General features: G+C 64.3%; 21 protein-coding genes. 13 read left to right on the top strand and 8 right to left on the bottom strand.

The window, feature by feature from the left end:
* Positions 1 to 13: 13 nt before the first annotated feature.
* From GPX89_RS26620 to GPX89_RS46275, 4 genes are all read left to right on the top strand, one after another.
* Positions 14 to 781, top strand: coding sequence for an SDR family NAD(P)-dependent oxidoreductase (locus GPX89_RS26620; RefSeq protein WP_157390371.1), 768 nt, complete (start codon positions 14 to 16; stop codon positions 779 to 781).
* Complete coding sequence (locus tag GPX89_RS26615) at positions 778 to 1542, top strand: crotonase/enoyl-CoA hydratase family protein (protein ID WP_157390370.1); 765 nt, start codon at positions 778 to 780, stop codon at positions 1540 to 1542. Before GPX89_RS26620 ends, GPX89_RS26615 begins: the two co-directional genes overlap by 4 nt.
* Positions 1539 to 2621: an acyl-CoA dehydrogenase family protein gene (locus GPX89_RS26610; RefSeq protein ID WP_157390369.1), complete on the top strand. Its 1083-nt coding sequence runs from the start codon at positions 1539 to 1541 to the stop codon at positions 2619 to 2621. Before GPX89_RS26615 ends, GPX89_RS26610 begins: the two co-directional genes overlap by 4 nt.
* A 107-nt stretch (positions 2622 to 2728) precedes the next feature.
* Entirely contained in the window at positions 2729 to 3106 is a 378-nt protein-coding gene (locus GPX89_RS46275) for a PaaI family thioesterase (RefSeq protein ID WP_157390368.1), read from the top strand.
* A gap of 72 nt (positions 3107 to 3178) precedes the next feature.
* Here the strand turns inward: GPX89_RS46275 and GPX89_RS26600 are convergent, their stop codons facing one another.
* Positions 3179 to 3826, bottom strand: a complete 648-nt coding sequence (locus tag GPX89_RS26600) for a TetR/AcrR family transcriptional regulator (protein ID WP_328602344.1) — start codon at positions 3824 to 3826, stop codon at positions 3179 to 3181.
* Positions 3827 to 3920: 94 nt separating this feature from the next.
* Positions 3921 to 5084 (bottom strand): acyl-CoA dehydrogenase family protein, encoded by a 1164-nt coding sequence (locus GPX89_RS26595; protein WP_157390366.1) that lies wholly within the window; start codon positions 5082 to 5084, stop codon positions 3921 to 3923.
* 179 nt (positions 5085 to 5263) lie between these two features.
* On the opposite strand from GPX89_RS26595, the gene GPX89_RS26590 reads away from it, so the two are divergent.
* Positions 5264 to 6016 carry an alpha/beta fold hydrolase gene (locus tag GPX89_RS26590; protein ID WP_328602343.1) on the top strand — a complete coding sequence of 251 codons (753 nt, stop codon included), beginning with the start codon at positions 5264 to 5266 and terminating at the stop codon, positions 6014 to 6016.
* Here the strand turns inward: GPX89_RS26590 and GPX89_RS45975 are convergent.
* From GPX89_RS45975 to GPX89_RS26575, 3 genes are read right to left on the bottom strand one after another with little or no spacing between them, the layout of a single operon-like run.
* Positions 5989 to 6561: a TetR/AcrR family transcriptional regulator gene (locus GPX89_RS45975; RefSeq protein WP_328602342.1), complete on the bottom strand. Its 573-nt coding sequence runs from the start codon at positions 6559 to 6561 to the stop codon at positions 5989 to 5991. The genes GPX89_RS26590 and GPX89_RS45975 overlap by 28 nt on opposite strands.
* Before the next feature lie 54 nt (positions 6562 to 6615).
* Positions 6616 to 7797, bottom strand: coding sequence for an acyl-CoA dehydrogenase family protein (locus GPX89_RS26580; RefSeq protein WP_157390365.1), 1182 nt, complete (start codon positions 7795 to 7797; stop codon positions 6616 to 6618).
* Between the two features lie 35 nt (positions 7798 to 7832).
* Complete coding sequence (locus GPX89_RS26575; protein ID WP_157390364.1) at positions 7833 to 8954, bottom strand: acyl-CoA dehydrogenase family protein; 1122 nt, start codon at positions 8952 to 8954, stop codon at positions 7833 to 7835.
* A 111-nt stretch (positions 8955 to 9065) separates the two neighbouring features.
* Between GPX89_RS26575 and GPX89_RS26570 the strand changes: the two genes are divergently transcribed.
* The 6 genes from GPX89_RS26570 (at position 9066) to GPX89_RS26545 (ending at position 15374) form a co-directional block, all read left to right on the top strand.
* Positions 9066 to 9854, top strand: a complete 789-nt coding sequence (locus GPX89_RS26570; RefSeq protein ID WP_157390363.1) for an enoyl-CoA hydratase/isomerase family protein — start codon at positions 9066 to 9068, stop codon at positions 9852 to 9854.
* A gap of 173 nt (positions 9855 to 10027) precedes the next feature.
* A complete protein-coding gene (locus GPX89_RS26565) occupies positions 10028 to 11974 on the top strand; it encodes a flavin-containing monooxygenase (protein WP_157390362.1) in 1947 nt (648 codons plus the stop codon).
* A complete protein-coding gene (locus tag GPX89_RS26560; protein WP_157390361.1) occupies positions 11971 to 12402 on the top strand; it encodes a nuclear transport factor 2 family protein in 432 nt (143 codons plus the stop codon). Before GPX89_RS26565 ends, GPX89_RS26560 begins: the two co-directional genes overlap by 4 nt.
* On the top strand, positions 12399 to 13181 hold the full coding sequence (locus GPX89_RS26555) for an enoyl-CoA hydratase/isomerase family protein (protein ID WP_328602341.1): 783 nt from the start codon (positions 12399 to 12401) through the stop codon (positions 13179 to 13181). Before GPX89_RS26560 ends, GPX89_RS26555 begins: the two co-directional genes overlap by 4 nt.
* Complete coding sequence (locus tag GPX89_RS26550) at positions 13156 to 14355, top strand: acyl-CoA dehydrogenase family protein (protein ID WP_328602340.1); 1200 nt, start codon at positions 13156 to 13158, stop codon at positions 14353 to 14355. The genes GPX89_RS26555 and GPX89_RS26550 overlap by 26 nt, the downstream gene beginning before the upstream one ends.
* Complete coding sequence (locus GPX89_RS26545) at positions 14352 to 15374, top strand: acyl-CoA dehydrogenase family protein (RefSeq protein ID WP_157390359.1); 1023 nt, start codon at positions 14352 to 14354, stop codon at positions 15372 to 15374. The genes GPX89_RS26550 and GPX89_RS26545 overlap by 4 nt, the downstream gene beginning before the upstream one ends.
* A gap of 145 nt (positions 15375 to 15519) precedes the next feature.
* Here the strand turns inward: GPX89_RS26545 and GPX89_RS26540 are convergent, their stop codons facing one another.
* From GPX89_RS26540 to GPX89_RS26530, 3 genes are all read right to left on the bottom strand, one after another.
* Positions 15520 to 15795, bottom strand: coding sequence for a cytochrome C oxidase subunit IV family protein (locus GPX89_RS26540; protein WP_157390358.1), 276 nt, complete (start codon positions 15793 to 15795; stop codon positions 15520 to 15522).
* A 3-nt stretch (positions 15796 to 15798) separates the two neighbouring features.
* Entirely contained in the window at positions 15799 to 16497 is a 699-nt protein-coding gene (locus GPX89_RS26535) for a cytochrome c oxidase subunit 3 (protein WP_235948033.1), read from the bottom strand.
* A 186-nt stretch (positions 16498 to 16683) separates the two neighbouring features.
* Positions 16684 to 18180, bottom strand: coding sequence for a carotenoid oxygenase family protein (locus tag GPX89_RS26530; RefSeq protein ID WP_157390357.1), 1497 nt, complete (start codon positions 18178 to 18180; stop codon positions 16684 to 16686).
* 369 nt (positions 18181 to 18549) lie between these two features.
* Here GPX89_RS26530 and GPX89_RS26525 point away from each other — a divergent pair, with 369 nt between their 5' ends.
* Both GPX89_RS26525 and GPX89_RS26520 read left to right on the top strand, forming a co-directional pair.
* Positions 18550 to 18960 (top strand): SCP2 sterol-binding domain-containing protein, encoded by a 411-nt coding sequence (locus GPX89_RS26525; protein ID WP_157390356.1) that lies wholly within the window; start codon positions 18550 to 18552, stop codon positions 18958 to 18960.
* A 160-nt stretch (positions 18961 to 19120) separates the two neighbouring features.
* A complete protein-coding gene (locus GPX89_RS26520) occupies positions 19121 to 19948 on the top strand; it encodes a mycofactocin-coupled SDR family oxidoreductase (RefSeq protein WP_328602339.1) in 828 nt (275 codons plus the stop codon).
* Positions 19949 to 19952: the final 4 nt, after the last annotated feature.

Genomic DNA, 19952 nt, shown 5'->3' with positions numbered 1-19952 from the left:
CTGGAGAAGACACATGGATATCAAGGGAATCTCGGCTGTCGTCACCGGCGGTGCTTCGGGGCTCGGACTCGCGACAGTGCGCCGACTCCTCGATGGCGGAGCCGCGAGTGTGGTAATCGCCGACCTGGAGAGCTCCAACGGTGAGGCGGTCGCCAAGGAACTCGGCGACCGGGTGCAGTTCCGCGCTGCCGATGTGCGCGATCCGGAGGCCATGAATGCCGTGTTCGACGCTGCCGAGGAACGCGGTGCGCTGCGGGCGGTCGTCCATTGTGCGGGCCGTGGCGGCGCGGTGCGCCTGGTGAACAGGGACGGCACCCCGGGCTCGCTCGAACTCTATTCGGAAGTCGTCGGGATCAACCTGATCGGCACCTTCAACGTGCTGCGCCTGGCCGCCGCGCGGATGGCCGGAAACGAGCCGCTCGACGGCGATCGAGGTGTCTGCGTGCTGACCGCATCGGTGGCTGCCTTCGAAGGACAGATCGGTCAGATTCCGTATGCCTCGGCGAAAGCGGGCATCCACGGCATGACGATCGTCGCGGCACGCGACCTGGCCGGCAAGAACATCCGAGTTTGCACGATCGCGCCCGGCACCTTCGACACTCCGCTGCTGGCGCGGCTGTCGGACGATGTGCGCGACTCCCTGGCGAAGACCGTTCCGCATCCCAGTCGACTCGGCGACCCGGACGAGTACGCCAAGCTGGCGCTGGCCATCATCGACAACGGAATGCTGAACGGCGAGACCATCCGGCTCGACGGTGCGATCCGGATGGCTCCGCGATGAGCGCGGTTCTGTTCGACGTCGCCGACGGGATCGCGACCATCACGCTGAATCGGCCGGAGGTTCGCAACGCGATCGATCGGCCGACCGCGGAAGCGATTTCGGCGGCCTTGGACGAATTCGAGGCTCGCGAGGATGCGCGTGTAGGGATTCTCACCGCCACCGGTCCGGTGTTCAGCGCGGGCATGGACCTCAAGGCGTTCAGCAAGACTCGGGAGCGGCCGATATCCGCGACCCGCGGCGGCTTCGGCATCGTGGAGCGTCCACCCACCAAACCGCTGATTGCCGCCGTGGAAGGCAAGGCGCTCGGTGGCGGATTGGAGATCGCACTGGCCTGCGACCTGATCGTGGCGGCCGAGAATGCCGAGTTCGGGCTTCCTGAGGTCAAACGCGGACTGGTCGCCGCAGCCGGCGGAGTGTTGCGGCTGCCACGGCGAATCTCTCGCGCGCTTGCGATGGAGATCGTGCTGACCGGCGAACCGATCGGTGTCGGGCGGGCGGCCGAAATCGGTCTGGTGAATCGGGTGGTGCTGGCGGGGACCGCTGCGAAGGAGGCCCGGGCGTTGGCGGCCGTCATCGCCGCCAACGCACCGATGGCCGTGCGCACCGCGAAACTGCTCGTCGATCAGTCCGTCGACTGGCCGTTCGCCGAGGCGTTCACCCGCCAAGCGCCACACACGGATATCGTTCGTTCCTCCCACGATGCCTCGGAAGGGGCGCGTGCGTTCGTGGAGAAGCGTGCACCGGTGTGGACCAACTCATGAGCGAGACTGAATTGGCTACCGCGCGTCGGGTATTCGACGACGAACACGAGGCGTTCCGGGATTCCTTCGCCGTGTTTGTCAAGCGCGAGGTGGTGCCCGCACCGTCCGCGGCGGCGATGTTCGCCGCCGCGGGCCGTAACGGATTCCTTGGCATACAAGTCCCGGAGGAACTGGGCGGCGCTGCCGTACCCGATCCACGTTTCGGCCTGGTCGGCGCCGAGGAGCTTGCACGAAATGGGTTGCTGGGGCTGGGTTTGTCCTTCGCAACCCATGTGGGTGTGGCGATTCCGGCGCTGTTGGACGATTCGACCGATGAACAGCAGGCCCGATGGCTTCCCGACCTGGTTTCTGGGGAGCGTATTGCCGCCGTAGGTGGCAATACGGTGCGCTTTTCCGCACAGCCCGGCGGCGGCCGACTCGACGGTGTCGTCCTCGGCGTGGTGAACGCGGCTTCGGCTGGCCTCCTGCTGATTCCGGTCGCCGGTCCGGATGGCGATCCGAGGGTCGCAGTGCTGGATCCCCGCGCACCCGGCGTGCGGATCTGTAATGAGATCGAGCCGATGGGTCTGTCGGACGCTGGCCTCTTCGATATCCATCTGGATGGCGTCGAAGTAGACGAGCAGGATCTCGTGCACGGCAACCTCATGCGGATACAGCGCGATCAGCGGCTGTGGTCGGCAGTGCTCGCGGTCGCGGGGGCGCGCACCGCGCTCGATTGGGCACTCGACTATGTCAGGGGCCGAAAGGTTTTCGGTCGTACTGTGGCGAGCTTCGAGAACACCCGGTACGCACTTGCCGCACTGCTGGCCGAGATCGTCCGCACCGAATCCCTGGTGGATTCCTGTGTCCGTGACCACTGTGCGGGCCGGCTGGCACCGTATCGCGCTGCGGCCTTGGCACTGAGCGCCGGTGAATTGCTGTGCCGGGCGGCCGACCAGGCACTGCAGTTGCACGGCGGCTACGGTTACATGCGCGAGTACCCGATCTCTCAGGCTTTCGCCGATGCCCGCTATTTTCGCCTTGCCAGCTGTTCCAGCGAGTCGGTGACAGCGATCCTCGCGGCGGAGTTGGGGCTGTGACTGCGGCTCCGCAGGAACCATCGGCCCAGTCCGCCGCAGAGGTTCAATGGCTTCCTCCGACGAATCGAGACCCGGCGGACTGGGTTCGATGGGCGAACAATCTGCCGATGATGAGCGAGCTGGGCGCCATTTGCACGCAGGTCTCCGACGACACAGCGACATTCGTAGTTCCGTCGACACCGATGGTGCCCAACCCGAACGGTTCGGTGAACGGCGGCATAGTGGTCGCGATCGCCGACCAGATGATGGGCTTGCTGGCGTCCAGAATCGCGTCCCCCGGGCATCTGGCCGCGACGGGCACCTTGAACGCCCAGTTCCACAGTCCTGCCCTGGCGCCACTTACAGTGCGCGGCAACGTAGTTCGGTTCGGACGGCGGCTCACCTTCGTGGAGGTCATAGTGGAGGACCGAGACGGTGGACGTTGTGCCTCGTGTCAAGGAACAATGGTGGCGGGCGCGGCTCTGCGGCCAGCCCGCGGGGACTGAGTTCGGTACTGCTGTTCTATCAATGATCGCCTCTACAAATGATCGCCGCCGGAAACGTTCCGGCGGCGATCATCATGTGCGACGGGTGTATTGAGCGATCAATTGGACTGCGGCGTTCGTGATGTCTTCGTCGGAGTATTTCTCGGCGGGCCGGTACCATCGCGAAACCCAGATGCACATCCCCAAGAGCAGTCGTGTGGTGAGCACTGGGTCCTCGGAGGGTTCCAGGACGCCGGCACTCATCGCCTGGTTCACGGCGCCGACCCAGACTTCCTCGTACGCCCGCGACCATTGGCGCCACCGGTCGACGACGTCGTCGGGCAGTCCGATCCCGCCGAAGAACACCATGAGGTACCGGCGCATCGCCACTGCTGCGGCGATCTGCAGTCGGACGAGGCCGAACAACTGTTCGCCCGGATCAGCTGTTCGGTCCAACAGTTCGAGTGCCGATTGATGGAGATCCTGGGTGGCGCGCTCGAACAGAATCCCCAGCAGGTGATCCTTGGTGGGAACGGTTCGATACAGGGTTGCGCGTGACACCGACAGCATCTCGGCAGTGGCTTCGATCGATACGGCTTCGTATCCACCCTGTGCGAATAGCTTTGCGGCCGCGTCCGCGACTGCTTCAAGATCGATTTCGCGGCGAGGACGACCAGGCGGGCGCCGACGAGCGGTTTGCCGACTGCCTGTGGCGTCTTCACCGCCGACGGCGCTTCCCACGAGACTCTCCTTCATTTTAGAGGAATGGTGTCTCAATAATAGTGGCTGGGGCGCTCGATGTCAGTTTCGACACCACCCTCGGTGGCGGTTCCGGTCAACGCAGGCCGTAGGTGCCTGAGATGATCTCCCGCTGGATCTCGTTGGTGCCGGCGTAGATCGTGGGCGCGATCGCGCGCCGGAGGTGGGCTTCCATGCCGTACTCGACGGCATATCCGTAGCCACCCATCATTTGAACGCCTTCGAGCGCTACGGCTTTGGCCGTGGTGGTGACTTTGACTTTCGCCATCGAGGTGAGCCGGACCAGCTCCTGCGGGTCACCGCCGCCGTCGGCGATGCGGAGTGCGGTGTCATACGTGAGCGCCCGTGCGGCCTCGATCTCGATGGCGAGATCGGCGATGCGATGGCGCAGTGCCTGAAACGAGCCGATGCGGGTGCCGAACTGCTCGCGTTCGGTCACGTAGCGGAGCAGGTCGTCGAACGTGCGCTGGGCCATGCCCAGGCCCTGTGCTGCGCAGACCAGCCGCTCGCCATTGAGCCCTGCCATGAGCTGGCGCCACGCGCCGCCCTCGACGCCGACCATGTCGGATTCGGGAACGAAGACATCGGTGAAATAGAGATCGTTCACCTCGCGTCCGCCCATGGTGTTGATGGGCCGGATGGTCAGGCCCTCGGCGTTCGAAGGCACCAGCAGCATGGTCAGGCCCTCGTGCCGAGTGTCCCCGCGGTCCGTTCGGACAACCACCAGGATGTACTCGGCGAACTGTGCGTCGGAGCACCAGGTCTTCTGCCCGGAGATGCGATATCCACCCGGCACCCGTTGTGCTCGGCACCCGATGTTCGCCGCATCCGACCCGGCCTGCGGCTCGGACACGCTGATGGACAGGACTGTTCCCGAGGCGGCCGCGGCCAGGATCGCCTTCTTCTGTTCCTCGGAACCGAATCGCTTGAAGACCCCTGCGACGGTGTGAGTGGTGCCTGCGCCGTGAACCGGGGCAAGGCCGTAGTACAGCTCTTCGAAGAGGATGACCTGCTCGATGGGCCCGCCGCCGCTGCCGCCGTATTCCTCGGGCATCGACACTCCGACATAGCCGGTGGCGGCGAGTTTCGCGTACAGCTCGGGGCTGTGCGCCTCGGTACCGCCCTGTGTCAGCGTGTCCAGCTGCTCACGGGTGCCGCATTCACGTCGGCAGAACTCTCGCACCGCCTCGGCGAAATCGCGCTGTTCCGTCGTGAACCTGCTCGATGTCGCGGCGCCCATGCCACTCTCCTCGTCTATTTATGAACCTTTACGTCTCAATATTATGGTACGATCCGTGGGTCGTCAATCATGACGAGAACGATCGTTTACTTCCGATAAATGGGGGTGCAATGCCTTACGTCGAGGTCGCGGACGGGGTTCGACTCTACGTCCAGGACATAGGCCAGGGGAGTCCCGTCGTGCTGGTTCCCGGCTTCGGCCTGGACCACCGTGTCTGGGACCGGCAGGTGCGGGTCCTCGCCCAGCGGCATCGCGTATTGTGCGTCGACCAGCGAGGCCACGGCTCGTCGGACAAGCCGATCGACGGATACGACATGGACACCCTTGCGGGCGATCTCTTGGCAGTTCTGGAACAGCTGGACGTCCAAGCCTGCACTCTCGTCGGCTGGTCGTTCGGAGGGCAGGTTGCCTTCCGTGCCGCCGCGCGAGATTCGCGCCGCATCGCGCGGTTGGCTCTGGTGGGCTCGAACGGCGTACGGGCAAGTCGCAGCGCCGAATTCCCGTTCGGCCGACTGCCGGACCAGCTCGAACAGCCTGCGGTCGCCGCCGAATGCGAAGATCGGATCACCTCTCGCCGGGGGGCGATCCTTGCGGGATTCCCGCAGGCCCCCAGCGATCGAGTTGTCGATTGGCTCGTGCAGATCTTCCTGTCGATGCCTTCATGGGCCGCGGTCGAGTGCTATCGGACGATGTTCCGCACCGACCTTGTCGGCGACATACCGCGGGTGACTCTTCCGGTCCTCCAGATCATCGGTGCTGCCGACCCGGTGCATTCCAGCAAAGGTGCGCGCTGGCTGGCGGAGCGGCTGGCTGATGCGGAACTCATCGAAATCGATCGATGCGGGCACTATCCGATGATCGAGTGCCCGGACGAATTCGATGCTGCGCTGGTGCGTTTCGCGGCTCAGCCGACCGCTTCGATCGCGGGCTGAGCCAATCCTTCGACGGCGGCGAGCGCCAGATTTGTGAGAAGGGCCTGCAGTTGCGGGGCGCGCTTGCCGCCGGACGGACGAGTGGCGTCCGATGTGATCAGGGAGTGCAGGGCTCGGACGGTGGAGACCAGGTCCTCGCGGGGATGTCCGGGATAGCAGCGGTCGAGTGCGTCGATCCACCGGTCGGTATAACGCCGCTGACGCCGCGCGAGGTTGCGCTGGTGCGTCTCGGTGAGGGCTCGTTGCTCGCGAGCCCAGATGCCGGCGAGACGGCTGTGGCTGACCGCGAACTCGACGTGCGCGGTAATCAAGCGCTCCAGCTCCGCGCGCGGATCCTCCAACGGTTCACTGATGCGAACCAGTAGCGCGTCGGTGGCCTGATCGAACAGCACTGAAAGGATCTCGTCCTTGTTGGAGAAGTGGCGATAGATCGCGGATCCGGTGACGCCCGCCTCCTTGCCGATCGCGTCGACTCCGATCCCGTCGAAACTGCGTTCGGAGAACAGTTTCTCGGCTGCTTCAAGAATTCGTTGTTCGCGATTCACCACTACAGTGTACGGACCGATCGTTCACGTGTCGGATTGGCATGCCGGACGGGCTCAGTACGAACGCGGCAGACCCAGCGTTCGCTCGGCGATGAAATTGAGGATCATCTCCTTCGAGACCGGACCGATCTTGAGCATGCGCAAGAGGAACCAGTAGTTGGACAGGTGATATTCGACGGCGACGCCGTTGCCGCCGTGAGTTTGAATCGCAGCGTCGAGGCAGGCCAGACCCGCGTCGACACCCGTCAGCTTGGCCATGTTGCTGTATTGCCCGTCGTCGCGGCCGAGGTCGTAGAGTCGTAGAGCCTTCTCGGTCATCAGTTTCGCGGCTTCCAGTTCGATCCGCGCCGCGGCGAGCGGGTGCGCGATCGCCTGGTGGGATCCGATCGGGTCACGCCACACGGTGCGCTGTTTGGCGTACTCGACAGCTTTGTCCAACGCGTAACGGCCGACGCCGGTGCAGATCGAGCTGACCAGCAGACGTTCGGCATTCATACCGGCGAAGGCAACGCGTAGGCCTTCGTGCTCGGGGCCGATCAGGCGATCCGGTGTCACGTGGACATCGTCGAAGAACACCGTCGACTGCCGCTCAGGAATCTGTAGTTCGGTCGGCAGCGGCTGGAAGGTCAGCCCAGGGGTATCGGCGTCGAGGTTGAACAGCGACAGTCGCGCTCGGCCGGTTTGTCGGTCGGTGCCCGTTCTAACGACCACCAGTACCCAGCCCGCTTGGTCCATGCCGGAGATGTAGTGCTTCTGTCCGGTGATCGACCAACCGGTCTCGGTGCGGCGGGCCGCGGTGGCGATATTGAACGAATTGGTACCGGCGCCGGGCTCTGTGATCGCGAAGGAACTCATCGTTGTGCCGTCGATCAATCCAGGCAGCCATCGGGCGCGCTGTTCGGCCGTGCCGTGCTTCGCGAGGATGGTGCCGTTCACTCCGGACGAGAACACGGCGGCCAGAGTGGGAACCCCCGCTGCCGCCGTCTCCTCGACCACGGCGGCGAGGTCGGCCAATCCGCCACCTCCGCCTCCGTACTCCTCGGGAAGGTGGACTCCCACGTATCCGGCGGCCGCCAGATCGTTCCATATTTCGGCCGCCGGTTGCCCGGCACTGGTGACACGGTGGAAGTAAGCCGGTCCGTAGCGGTGCGAGAGTTTGGCGACCGCGGTGCGGAGAAGCTTCTCCTCCGGCGTGGGCAGCAGTGGGAGAGTGGGTGTTTCGGCGGGCGTGGACATCTGGAGGCTTCCTCGAAATTCTCGACGACGCGAAGCTAGAGCCCGAGAGTTTGACCGATGATGACCTTCATGATCTCGCTCGATCCGCCGTAGATACGACTGACGCGGCCATCGAGATAAGCGCGTCCGATCAGGCCCTTCTTTGCGTAGCCGGCCGTGCCGTGCAGCTGCAGGCAGCGGTCGGCGATACGACTCTGTAGCTCGGTGCAGAACAGCTTGGCCATCGCGGCATCGGCGGGTGACAACGTGCCACCGGCCAGCTCGGTCAGCGCCCGGTCGATGAGGGATTGGCCGGCCTCGATCTCGGTGGCGCAAGCGGCCAGCTCGAATCGGGCGTGCTGGCCGGGCTCGGAACCGGCGAGCGATGCGACGGTGTGTGCAAGGATCGCGCTGGCGGCGGCTTGGGAATTCACCGCGATGGACAGCCGCTCCTGGGCCAGGTTCGCCGTCAGGTATTCGAAGCCGCGGTTCTCCTCGCCGAGCAGGTTCGAGACCGGAACGCGGACATCGGTGAACGACAATTCCGCGAGATCTTGGGCTTTCAGGCCGAGCTTGTCCAGGCTACGACCGCGTTCGAAGCCGGGGGTGCCGCCCTCCACGACGAGCAAGCTGATGCCTTGGCGTCCGGCCTGCGGGTCGGTCTTCACAGCGAGAATGATCAGATCTGCCGCCGCGCCGTTGGAGATGAAGGTCTTCGCGCCGTTGACCACGTAATGATCGCCGTCGCGCACCGCGCGCGTGCTCATGGCTTTGAGATCGGATCCGGCACCCGGCTCGGAGAGCCCGAGTGCGGCGATGGCACTGCCGTCGGTGAGGGCGGGCAGCCAGCGTCGTTTCTGCTCGTCGGTGGCGTAATGCAGGAAGTACGGCATGCAGATATCGGTCTGTACTCGTAGCCCGCCGAGCGCGAGGAACCGCTTCTGGATCTCCTCGGTAACCACCACGCTGTGCAGGAAGGTCGAGTCGGGAAGTCCGCCGTACTCGGCCGGCACTCCGATGCCGAGGATGCCGAGTTCACCGGCTCGTCGCCAGAAGTGGCGGCTGGGGCGTCCGGTCTGTTCCCAACTGGGGTACTCGGGTTCGATCTCCTCGGTGACGAACGCCCGCACGATTCGGCGGAAGTCCTCGTGTTCGTCGGTGAACACCGTACGCAGCATCGATGGCTCCTACTTTCGACCTCGCAACCTGACCTGACGGTACCAGCGATCCCGCTACAATGGAAACGATCGTTAACTGATCGACAGTTGACAGACGCTGAAGGAGTCACGATGGGCGCAACACTGGAACTCACCACTTGGGCGGACGGGGTGGCCGAGATCGTGCTCAGTCGGCCGGAGTTGCTGAACCGATTCGATCGCGAGTTGCATCACGATCTCACTGAGACCCTCCGTGCGCTGCGGGCCGATGAGTCGGTGCGGGCGATTGTGCTCGCATCGACAGGCTCGGCGTTCTCCGCGGGTGGCGACTTCGCGCTCATGCGTGCCGCGAACGAGGATGCCGCCGTGCGCCGCACCATCATCGATGACGCGGGCGCTCTGCTGGACGCGTTTCTGGCTGTGCCGCAGCCGATTATCGCTGCTGTTCAGGGGCCTGCGATCGGTCTCGGCGCGACCGTGGTGCTCGCCTGTGACGCCGTGGTGGCGGTGCGTTCGGCAACGCTCGCCGACACTCACGTCGCCATCGGCCTGGTGGCCGGTGACGGTGGCTGCCTGGTGTGGCCCGCCTCGGCGGGGATGTTGCGTGCGCGCCGGCATCTGCTTACGGGCGATCCGTTGACCGCGGAAACCGCTTTCCAGCTGGGACTTGTCACCGATCTCGTCGACGAAGCGGACCAGGTGCGCGCGGAGGCGCTGAAGCTCGCGCTGCGCATCGCGCAGCTCGCGCCACTCGCGGTTCAGGGCACGAAGCGGGTGCTCAATCAATTGTCGCGGCAGCGGGCGGGAGAAGTGGTCGATCTGGCGCTGTCGTATGAGGAAATGACGCTCGGTAGTGCTGACCTGCGGGAAGGCGTCGAGGCATTCACCGAACGCCGGAAGCCGAAGTTCACGGGCGCGTGACCGAAGCCGATTGACCCGGGGACTCCTGCGGCATATATTTGAGACACTAGAGCTCAAAAATCGATGCTCGATTTCGCGTGGTCCTCGGTCGCGGTCGGGAAAATCCTGTCCTATTGGAAACGATCGTTCACCACAGTGGAGGTTCCACGGCGGATGAACATGAAGGGAAGACTATGTCCGACACGGTTGCGGCACCCGGCCTGGATGGCCAAGCTTCTGCCACCGAGCAGTTGCGCACCGCACTCGACGAGGCGAACATCCCCACACTGCTCATGGTGCTCGCTCAGCTGACCGGTGACGAACGCTGGCTGCGGGAACCGTACCGGCCTCGCCGGGGACTTCCGTTGGACGACAACGACTCCGGTGGATTGCCGGAGGAGCTGCAGCAGGAGATCCGGTTGGCGGCATTCGATGCCGTCGTCGACTATCGCGCGGGTCGGCTGACCCCGGTCGATCTCACGCCCACGCAGGTCGCCGAAATGCTCGAGGTGGCGATGGTGGAAGACGTGCCGCGCGAGTACGGGCCGCTGCTCTCCGAAGAGCTGGGGCTTACTTCCCGCGACGTCGCTGTCGGTGAGCCGCCCGCCGGCTTCCGGGTGCTGATCATCGGTGCCGGCCTGTCCGGGTTGTGCGCGGCCATCAAGCTGCGCGCCGCAGGTATCGACTACACGCTGATCGAAAAGGACGCCGAAGTCGGCGGAACCTGGTGGGAGAACGTCTATCCCGGCTGTGGCGTGGACACTCCGAGCCATTTGTATTCCTTCGCTTTCGCACCGAACACGAAATGGTCGCGATACTTCGCCAAGCGTGACGAGGTTGAGGACTATCTGGTGCGCTTGGCCGAGGCCTACGACGTGCGCGAGAACATCCTGTTCGAAACCGAAGTTTCGCGGGCGGAGTACGACGAGGCGACGGCTACCTGGAGCGTGCACGTGTCCGGCCCGGCCGGCGCGCAGACTCTCGTCGGCAATGTGCTGATCTCGGCTGTCGGCCAGGTGAACCGGCCCTCGCTCCCTGCCATTCCCGGACTGGACGGTTTCAACGGCCCTGTCATGCACACCGCCGAATGGCAACGGGATGTCAGCCTCGCGGGCAAGCGGGTGGCGGTCATCGGCACCGGCGCCAGCGCGATGCAGGTGGTGCCGACCATTGTCGATGAGGCCGAACGGGTGCTGATCTTCCAGCGCTCCAAGCAGTGGGCGCTGCCGCACCCCAACTATCACCGCAACGTCAGCGAAGGCATCCGTTATCTGATGGACGCGGTGCCGTACTACGCTGGCTGGTACCGCCTGCGGGCCTTCTGGAACTTCAGCGACCGGTTGCACCCGTCCCTGCAGATCGACCCCGACTGGCCGCACCCGGACCGCTCGATCAACGCGGCGAACGAGCGTCACCGTGTCTTCCTGACCGACTACATCAAGAAGCAGCTCGGCGACCGGACCGATCTCATCGACGCCTGTGTACCGGAATACCCGCCGTACGGCAAGCGGCCACTGATCGACAACGGCTGGTTCGCCGCGGTCCGTCGTGAGGACGTCGACCTGGTCACCGAGGGGGTCGCGGAAGTGCGGGAGTCCACGATTGTCACCACTTCGGGCGCCGAGTACGAGGCCGACGTGATCGTGCTGGCCACCGGCTTCAAGACGCTGCAATTCCTGTGGCCCATGGAGATTCGGGGCAAGTCCGGACGCGTGCTGCGCGAGCAGTGGGGCACCGACGACGCCCGCGCCTATCTGGGAATCACCGTCCCCGACTTCCCGAACTTCTTCATCCTCAACGGACCCAACACCAATGCCGGCCACGGCGGCAGTGCGGTGCATCCGACCGAGTTCCAGATGCGCTATGTCATGCAGGCGATCGGTCACCTTTTCGAGAGCGACTCGGCCAGTGTCGAAATCCTGGAAAAGGTCTTCTGGGATTACAACAAGGAACTCGATGAAGCGCTGTCGCGGTGCATCTGGGTCCACCCGGGCATGACCACCTACTACCGCAATGACGCCGGGCGCGTGGTGATCAGCAGCCCGTGGAAGTACATCGACTATTGGCAGCGCACGCTCACCTTCGAGGCGGACGAGTACGACGTCGCGGCTCCTGCGCTCGAACAGGAGGCCACGGCATGACGAACAATCCTGCCGATGTGGTTCGTGAGTTCTATCGGGCGATCGCATCGAAAGACGCCCCGGCGCTGGGCCAGCTCCTCTTGGACAGGTTCGCTTCGGATGTCGTCGTGACTTGGCCGGAATCTCTGCCATACGGCGGGACGATCAAGGGTGCGACAGCGTTGTCTGCCCTGTTCGGTCGCATGCTGGCGGCTCCCGACCCTATCGGGGCGGACCGTATCGAGATACTCGGGTTGGTCGACGGCGGCAATCAGGTAGCCGCAGAGCTGAAATTCGATTGGTATGCACCAGGTTCGGAGAAAGCCATCCATACCGGCGCCCTCGAGCTGTGGCGCTTCTCCGACGACGGCTCCGTGCTGGAAATCCGGGCGTACTACTGGGATACCGCGGCATGCAAGGCCGCGATGTTTGCGGGGAGACAGCAGTGAGCGATTTGGAGTACTCCGTCAAGGACGGAGTGGCCACCATCCTGTTGAACCGGCCCGAGCGGAAGAATGCCTTCACCCTCGAGATGATCGATGAGTGGGCTCGCGTGCTGCGTGAGGCCGAGGCGGACGACGAGGTCCGTGTCGTCGTCTTGACCGGTGCGGGCGAAGCGTTTTGCTCCGGGGTGGATCTGGACCGATTCAAGGGCGAGAAGCGTTCGCCGTTGGCCGAGAAGGAATATCTCGGTCGGCGAGTCCATCAGGTTGCCTATGCGATGCAAGAGCTGTCCAAGCCCGCGATCGCCGCAGTCCGGGGTGTCGCCGTGGGAGCGGGCATGGATATGTCGCTGATGTGCGACATTCGCATTGCCGGGCGATCCGCGCGCTTCTCGGAGGGATACATCCGGGTAGGGCTGGTGCCTGGCGATGGCGGTTGCTACTACCTGCCCCGAATCGTCGGTGTCGCAAACGCGTTGCGGTTGTTGTGGACCGGCGACTTCGTCGGCGCGGATGAGGCGCTCCGGATCGGGCTGGTCTCGGAGGTTCACGACGACGACGCGGTGCTCGATGCGGCATACGCGTTGGCCGGCTCGTTGGCCGGGAAGGCGCCGCTGGCCGTCCAGTTGATCAAAAGGTCGGTTTACCAAGGGCTGGATCAGGACCTGCGTGCCGCGCTGGATTTGATCTCCTCGCATATGGCGGTGGTCACTTCGACAGAGGACTCCGCGGAGGCATTCACGGCCTTCAAGGAGAAGCGTGAGCCGCTGTTCCGGCGGCGATGACGAACGAGCGATGGTCCAGGAGAACGGCGTAGAGGCGAGGAAGATGTCAACCGTGTTAGCAGAGGATTCGGCGCGGCTGAATCAAGACGAACTGCGCAGCACAGTCCGAGAGCTGGCGACCACATGGTGCCGCGACGGACGCTATGTGCCGCAGTGCGATTCGTGGATGCGATCGTTCGACCTGGACTTCAGCCGGGAGTTGGCCGCCCGCGGGTTTATCGGAATGACCTGGCCCCGGAGCTACGGCGGTGGTGAATACCGCAACGTGGATCGGTTGGCGGTCACCGAGGAACTGTTGCGTGCGGGTGCGCCGGTCGCGGCGCACTGGATCGCCGACCGGCAGATCGGGCCCGCGATCTTGCGCCATGGCTCCGACCGGCTGCGTGCGGAAATTTTGCCGGGGATTACCCGGGCCGAAATTCTGTTCTGTCTCGGAATGAGTGAGCCGGAGGCCGGCTCGGATCTCGCGGCCGTGCGCACCGCGGCCGAACGAGTTCCGGGTGGTTGGCGTATCACCGGCCGGAAGATCTGGACGACCGGCGCCCATCACGCGACACATGCCTATGTGCTGGCGCGGACGGCGAAGGCGGACCGCAAGCACCTGGGCCTGAGTGAGTTCGTCGTCGATATGCACGCTGTCGGCGTCGAGGTGACGCCGATCGTCGACATGTCCGGAGAACACCATTTCAACGAAACCATGTTCGATGGGGTCTTCGTGCCCGATCACCATCTGATCGGCACGGAGGGGGAGGGCTGGAAGCAGGTCGTCGAGCAACTGTCTTTCGAGAGAGGCGGCCCCGAACGGTTGCTGTCGACGTATCCGCTGCTGGCCTCGATCGTGGAACGAGCCGATGAGGTTCACGACCGCAATCTGCACGGTCGACTGGGCGCGCTCGTCGCCCGGCTGACCGCCCTGCGGAGAATGTGCTGGGACGTCGCGCGGCAACTGGATGCCGGGCAGGCTCCCATCCAGGAAGCCGCCACGCTCAAGCTGCTGGGCAATACCTTCGAGCGTGATGTGATCGAATTTGCTCGGGAAGCGCTGGGAGGCAATGACAATGCGCCCGACAGCCTTTTGAATCAGGCACTGCTCGCCGCGCCCGGCTTCAGCATCCGGGGCGGTGCCGCGGATGTACTGCTCTCGATCATCGCGAAACAGGAGTCTCGGATATGAGCGCGGAATCCGCACTGCGGGAATTGATTTCCAACCTCGTGGCGACGGTGGGTGCTGTGGCCGGAGCCGGTGAGGTTCCGGAGCTCTGGCTGGAAATGGTGAAGCTGGGGCTGGATGTCGTCGGTGTCCCTGAGGCCAGCGGCGGCGCGGATGGCAGCATAGAGGATCTGGCACAGCTATCGGAAGCGTTGGGACAGAACGGGATCGGGGTCCCCCTGATCCAGGCATCGACCGCCAACTGGGTGTTGTCGGAGGCCGGTGAACAGGTGAACGCGGGTGTCCTCGCGGCGGTCGCCTTCACGGACTCGACGTTGAACATCGAGGGCAGGTTGTCGGCCCGTGTGGGCCCGGTCCCGTGGGCGCGCAGCGCTGAGAACGTGATCGTCTATACGGCGAGCGGGTCGCCGATCTGCTACAGGATCGGTGACCCCGGCGTATCTGTGGAGCCCGGAGTGAATCTCGCTGGTGAACAGAGCGATGCGGTAGTTTTCACAGCCGCGGCCGGTCAAGTTCTCGCGCATGCCCCGACAGCCGGTGCCGTGCTCGCCCGCCTCGGCGTGTTGTGGTCCGCGGCTCTGCTCGGTGCCATCCGCGGCGCTTACGAACTCACTCGCAACTATGTACGCACGCGTGAGCAATTCGGGGCGCCGCTGGTCAAGATCCCGGCTGTCGCGGCGGGTCTGGCGAGCATCCGTACTCAATTGCTACAGGCGGAAGCCTCCGTGTATCGGGCGGTCGAGATCTATTCGATCGGGCCGTCGGAGCATGCGGCGCTGCCTGCGGCGGCGATCGCGAGAACGGTCTGCGCGACCGCTGCGACCGAAACCGCGCGACTGACTCATCAGTTGCACGGTGCGATGGGCATCACGGCCGAATATCCGCTGCATCGGTTCACGACCAAGCTGTGGGCATGGCGTGATGCGGCGTCGAGCGAATCCGAGTGGGCGAAACTCATCGGCGACATCACTCTGGAGCGGGGCGAGCGGGCCCTGTGGGATGAGCTGACCGCGACGGCGTAACGGCCGGGGTAGGCAAATCGAGACGACCGCGTCGACCAGGAGCATGGTCGACGCGGTCGATTGCTGTCGTTACGGCAGACCCGCGCCAAACGCTGGACCGAGGTCGGCGGGTGCCCAACGGAGCGCCTGGCCGGCCTCGGTCAATTCATGCGAGGAAGTACATACCCAGTGTCACCGCGCCGACGACGACGCAATATGCCTCGAACAGTCCACGCAATATCGTTGGGGCATCACGCAATTCCATGAAGTAGAGCCCCACGAGCCGGAGTTTGACCACGGCGACGAGCAGGATTATCACGCTTGCGGTTGTCTGGCCGTCGCGCCCAAGGGCGTGCTCCACGCCCAACGCCCACGAGATACTCGTGGCGGCGATGAGGATCAACCACACCATCGTGGCGCGAGTCCGTGCGAGAGCGATCATCGTTCACCTCACCAGGTAGACGAGCGGGAAGATCATCATCCACAGCAGGTCGACCATGTGCCAGAAGCACGCGCCGCCCTCGAAGAACATGTGATGGGTTCGGGTGAGGTCACGCTTGCGCGACAACGTCCAGAGGCCGATCAATACCAGCAGGCCGAAGACCAAATGCGCCAGATGCAGTCCGGTCAGGGCGAAGTAGTACAGACGGAATGTGTTGGTTGCCGTGGTCGATGAGCCGGTCAGCTCCTCGTGGTACTCGAACGCTTTGACCGCGACGAACCCGATTCCACACGTGATCGCGCCCAGTAACAGGCGGGGAGCGAGGTGCCGCTGCGCACTGCGCCGAACGGCCCTGGTGGCGAGTACGACCAAGAGGGAGCTGACGAGCAGCAATAGGGTGTTGAGTGTTCCCAGATTCCGATCGACGGTGGCCTGGAACTCCTCGAACAGTCTCGGCTGTTGCCGACGCTGGTACAGGTAGACGCCGAAAAGCATGGTGAAGACCAACATGTCGCCGAACAGGAGCACCCACAACCCCGCCTCGCCGGGCACGTGGCCGCGCGGCGAGGTTTGCGTGCTCTGCTCATCCGAGAGGCTGGCGTCGGCCAAGGTCGTCATACCTGCAACCAGCGGATCGAAGGAACTTTGGTGCGACGAGCCATGGAATACCTCAACTTCAGGAAGGTCGATTGTGCCGCGCATCACTGCGGTCTATTAAAGATAACCTGTGTCTCATAAATGCGGTAGGGGTTCACTGTCGCATTGCCGCAGGGCCGCGGCTCGGGGGAAGTGAAACCGGTTGAGCCTGCCGGTGGGGGCCGCCAACGCAGCGAGCCCGCACCACCGACGCGGGTGATGCGGGCTCGAAGGGTGGATTCGCGGAGCAGCTCAGCGGAAGTCCATCCAGTGGCCGTGCGGCGTCCAGCCCATGAAGAAGGGGATGTCGATTCGGCAGATCGGGCCCTTGGTGATGTCGTGGGTGTCGAAGATCTGGAATTCGCCACGGCGATCGGCCCACCAGGAGACGGGAACGATGATGTAGCCGTCGCCCTCCGGCGAATCGATGTTGCGCGGCGCGAACGTCGCTTCGAGCACAGCTGCGGGCTGGTCGGTGCGGATTTGGTAGGCCTGCTCGGCGAGAGTTTTCATGTTGGTCATGACCAGGCTGTTCATTGACATGCCCTGGCGTTTGACCACCCCGCCGACCTGGTAGCCCCACTCGTAGCCCTTGCCGTAGAACCGCTCGTCGACCTTGGGCAGCTCGGAGGGTCGATCGGACAGTTGCTCCGACTTCGCCGCGCCCGTTTTCAGGTCGATGCTCCAGCGCCCGAGGTGACTCTTGGCGACGGAGAAGAACAGCGCCACGTCGTCACCGGCGGCGAAGTCCTGCTCGAACGGGAACGGCGGCCGGTTGAAGATGGGGCCATCCAGGGTCAGCAGATCGCCCTCCACATTGGCGGACATCGTGTGCATGATGTACTGCGGAGGAAGATCGGTTGTGATCCAACGGATTTCGCCGTGGATGTCGTGCCGGGGAATGAGCCCGATGACGATCGGCAGCTCGGACTCCCAACCCCAGATGCCGAGCTGCTTCTCGGTGACCTTCTTGCGGTCGACCGTAAAGGGCTGGAAGGGCATGACGACCCACTCCGGTGTCAGCCAGATGTCGTGTGCCACCGTGTTGTAAGGGGCATCGGTGACGTCGCGGGATTCGACGGTGCCATCCGGATGCACGAAGTGCATCGTGACGTATGGCGCGGTATCGCGATAGTTCCAGCCGTACAGGATGCCGGTGTCCGCGTCCCACTTCGGGTGGGCGGCGAAACACGTGGCGCCGTACGCCGCGGGCTCGGTCAGCCCCTGCGAAAGCTTCGGTGACCACGGAACGATGCCCCGGGTCTCGAGGGTGATCGGATCGATGGCGATGGGCGGACCGCCCTGCTCGCTGGATGCCACCATCTCGCCAGCGAACGGGAAGATGTTGATGTTGCTGGTTCCTTGCGGAACGCCCTGGGTGTACTGGTCGCGGACCACGTCGCAGTAGGCGTTGTCGCGCCAGTCGCCGAAACCGCCGTCGGCCCACTCGAACATGCCCCGACCGTGGCGCTCTTCGAGCAGGTACTTCGGCGTGCGGATCCAGCGGTTACGGAAGTCGGCGCGGCCATCGCGGAACACCAGCCCCTGGACCATGCCATCCATGCCCAGCAGGGGGTTGGGCCCCTGCTTGGTCGGGCGCTTCCAGGTCGGTCCGGTCCGGTAGAAACCGCCCGCCAGGTCCTTCGGAATCTCACCCTCGCTGACGATGCACTCCTCGACCGTCGCCTCGAAACGCATCGGCTGGAAGGGGCCCTTCAGCGAATTGGTCGTGGGGAGTGGGTATCCCATCATGCCTCCTTGTCGATGTCGCGACTGCGGCCTGCGGCGATGCTGCGCATAGGACGCCGTCGCAGCTGCATCGATGGCCGGTTCGCATCGTCAGCATAGCCCCATCGTGCACAACCTGTAAACGATCGTTTCCATCTGCTCTGAAGATTTGGTAGTGCCTGACGTCTATAGATGTGAGTAGACGTTCACTCGATGGAGGGATGGCTGGATGTGGTGCCAGAGTTCCGAGCCCACCCGTTGCGTATTTTGAGACGTGGTGGCTAAAATTTCCACCGAGCGTATCCGTGGCGACAAGTTCCGGCGGACCCGGTGCGCGCAGTCGCCCGTCGCCGGCGGCGGGGCGATCCAACGAGAGCGAAGGACTCGATCATGGCTATCTTCAAATCGGCCGAGGGGATGTACGAGCATTTCGTGCCTTTTCTGGAGGCGCTGGTGAAAGACCCTGTTGTGGGGCCGAAGTTCGTGGCGGCGAATACCTCGTTCCGCGTGAACTACACCGATCCCGAAGCGGTGATGGTGCTCGACGCCACGAACGATCCGGCCGTCAACACGGTGGGGGAGGGGGCGAAGGTTGCCGTGGTCGAGGTCGAACTGTCGATGTCCGCCGACGACGGCCACAAGTTCTGGTTGGGCGAGCTCAATCTGCCCGTCGCCCTCGCCCGTCGAAAGGTGAAGATCCAGGGGCCGGTCACCAAGCTGCTCGGGATGCTCCCCGCCATTGCCCCGGCGTACGGCAAATATCGCGAGTACGTGCAGGAGAACCCGGTCGAGGCCGCGTAGCGAGACTCGCGTGGCGGCGGGCGAAGTGACCGTTGACACAGTCGCCGCCGCCGCCGTACTCTTTTTGAGACACCTAGGCTAATAAATGGCCGAGCCCCCGTGACGCACCAGCTTCCGGGGCAGTCATCGAATCGGAACAAAGCACAAGGAAGTGATGATCATGGGTCGCGTCGAAGGCAAGGTCGCCCTGATTTCCGGTATCGCTCGTGGGCAGGGCCGCTCGCATGCGGTGAAGCTCGCCGAGGAGGGTGCCGACATCATCGGGTTCGACATCTGCGCGCAGATCGACTCCGTCGAGTACCCGATGGCGACGCAGGAAGACCTCGACGAAACCATCGCGCTCGTCGAGAAGGCCGGCGGCCGGATCTTCGCGAAGGTCGCCGACGCACGGGACCGCTCGGCGGTCCAGCAGGTCGTCGACGAAGGCGTCGCTGAGTTCGGCCGCCTCGACATCATTCTCGCGAATGCGGGAATCATGGCCATCACCGGCGAGCAGCGGCTGCGCGAGCAGGCGTTCTTCGACGGCATCGACGTGATGCTCAACGGCGTCTACAACACCGTGCGAGCGGGTCTGCCGCACATCCAGGCCGGTGGCCGTGGCGGCTCGGTCGTCATCACCAGTTCCACCGCGGGCCTGAAAGGTGGGCTGGCGGACGGTAATCCGGGCGTCCTGGGGTACATCGCGTCGAAGCACGCGGTGGTCGGCCTCATGCGCTCCTGGGCGAATGCCCATGCGGCCGAAAGCATTCGGGTCAACACCGTCCATCCGACGGGTGTCGCGACGCCGATGATCCTCAACGAGGCGTTCGGCAACTACGTGCAGGAATTCCCGAAGATCGCGGAGAACCTGCAGAACCCGTTGCCGGTGCCCAACGGCCTGATCGAGCCGGTCGACGTTTCCAACACGATCCTGCATCTGGTCTCCGACACCGGCCGATACATCACCGGCACCACGGTCGTCGTCGACGCGGGCTTCACCGCTCGCTGATCAC

Origin of the sequence: Nocardia terrae, from assembly GCF_009760405.1 — a bacterium.
GTDB classification, from domain to species: domain Bacteria; phylum Actinomycetota; class Actinomycetes; order Mycobacteriales; family Mycobacteriaceae; genus Nocardia; species Nocardia terrae.
Note: the sequence above shows the minus strand (reverse complement) of the source record. Positions and strands in the feature narration are given on the sequence as shown.

What these genes read in the sequence shown, in the direction of transcription:
- GPX89_RS26620 (WP_157390371.1), top strand. Translation starts at nt 14, where the DNA reads ATGGATATCAAGGGAATCTCGGCTGTCGTCACCGGCGGTGCTTCGGGG.
- GPX89_RS26615 (WP_157390370.1), top strand. Translation starts at nt 778, where the DNA reads ATGAGCGCGGTTCTGTTCGACGTCGCCGACGGGATCGCGACCATCACG.
- GPX89_RS26610 (WP_157390369.1), top strand. Translation starts at nt 1,539, where the DNA reads ATGAGCGAGACTGAATTGGCTACCGCGCGTCGGGTATTCGACGACGAA.
- GPX89_RS46275 (WP_157390368.1), top strand. Translation starts at nt 2,729, where the DNA reads ATGATGAGCGAGCTGGGCGCCATTTGCACGCAGGTCTCCGACGACACA.
- GPX89_RS26595 (WP_157390366.1), bottom strand. Translation starts at nt 5,084, where the DNA reads ATGGGCGCCGCGACATCGAGCAGGTTCACGACGGAACAGCGCGATTTC.
- GPX89_RS26580 (WP_157390365.1), bottom strand. Translation starts at nt 7,797, where the DNA reads ATGTCCACGCCCGCCGAAACACCCACTCTCCCACTGCTGCCCACGCCG.
- GPX89_RS26575 (WP_157390364.1), bottom strand. Translation starts at nt 8,954, where the DNA reads ATGCTGCGTACGGTGTTCACCGACGAACACGAGGACTTCCGCCGAATC.
- GPX89_RS26570 (WP_157390363.1), top strand. Translation starts at nt 9,066, where the DNA reads ATGGGCGCAACACTGGAACTCACCACTTGGGCGGACGGGGTGGCCGAG.
- GPX89_RS26565 (WP_157390362.1), top strand. Translation starts at nt 10,028, where the DNA reads ATGTCCGACACGGTTGCGGCACCCGGCCTGGATGGCCAAGCTTCTGCC.
- GPX89_RS26560 (WP_157390361.1), top strand. Translation starts at nt 11,971, where the DNA reads ATGACGAACAATCCTGCCGATGTGGTTCGTGAGTTCTATCGGGCGATC.
- GPX89_RS26545 (WP_157390359.1), top strand. Translation starts at nt 14,352, where the DNA reads ATGAGCGCGGAATCCGCACTGCGGGAATTGATTTCCAACCTCGTGGCG.
- GPX89_RS26540 (WP_157390358.1), bottom strand. Translation starts at nt 15,795, where the DNA reads ATGATCGCTCTCGCACGGACTCGCGCCACGATGGTGTGGTTGATCCTC.
- GPX89_RS26535 (WP_235948033.1), bottom strand. Translation starts at nt 16,497, where the DNA reads ATGCGCGGCACAATCGACCTTCCTGAAGTTGAGGTATTCCATGGCTCG.
- GPX89_RS26530 (WP_157390357.1), bottom strand. Translation starts at nt 18,180, where the DNA reads ATGGGATACCCACTCCCCACGACCAATTCGCTGAAGGGCCCCTTCCAG.
- GPX89_RS26525 (WP_157390356.1), top strand. Translation starts at nt 18,550, where the DNA reads ATGGCTATCTTCAAATCGGCCGAGGGGATGTACGAGCATTTCGTGCCT.
- GPX89_RS26520 (WP_328602339.1), top strand. Translation starts at nt 19,121, where the DNA reads ATGGGTCGCGTCGAAGGCAAGGTCGCCCTGATTTCCGGTATCGCTCGT.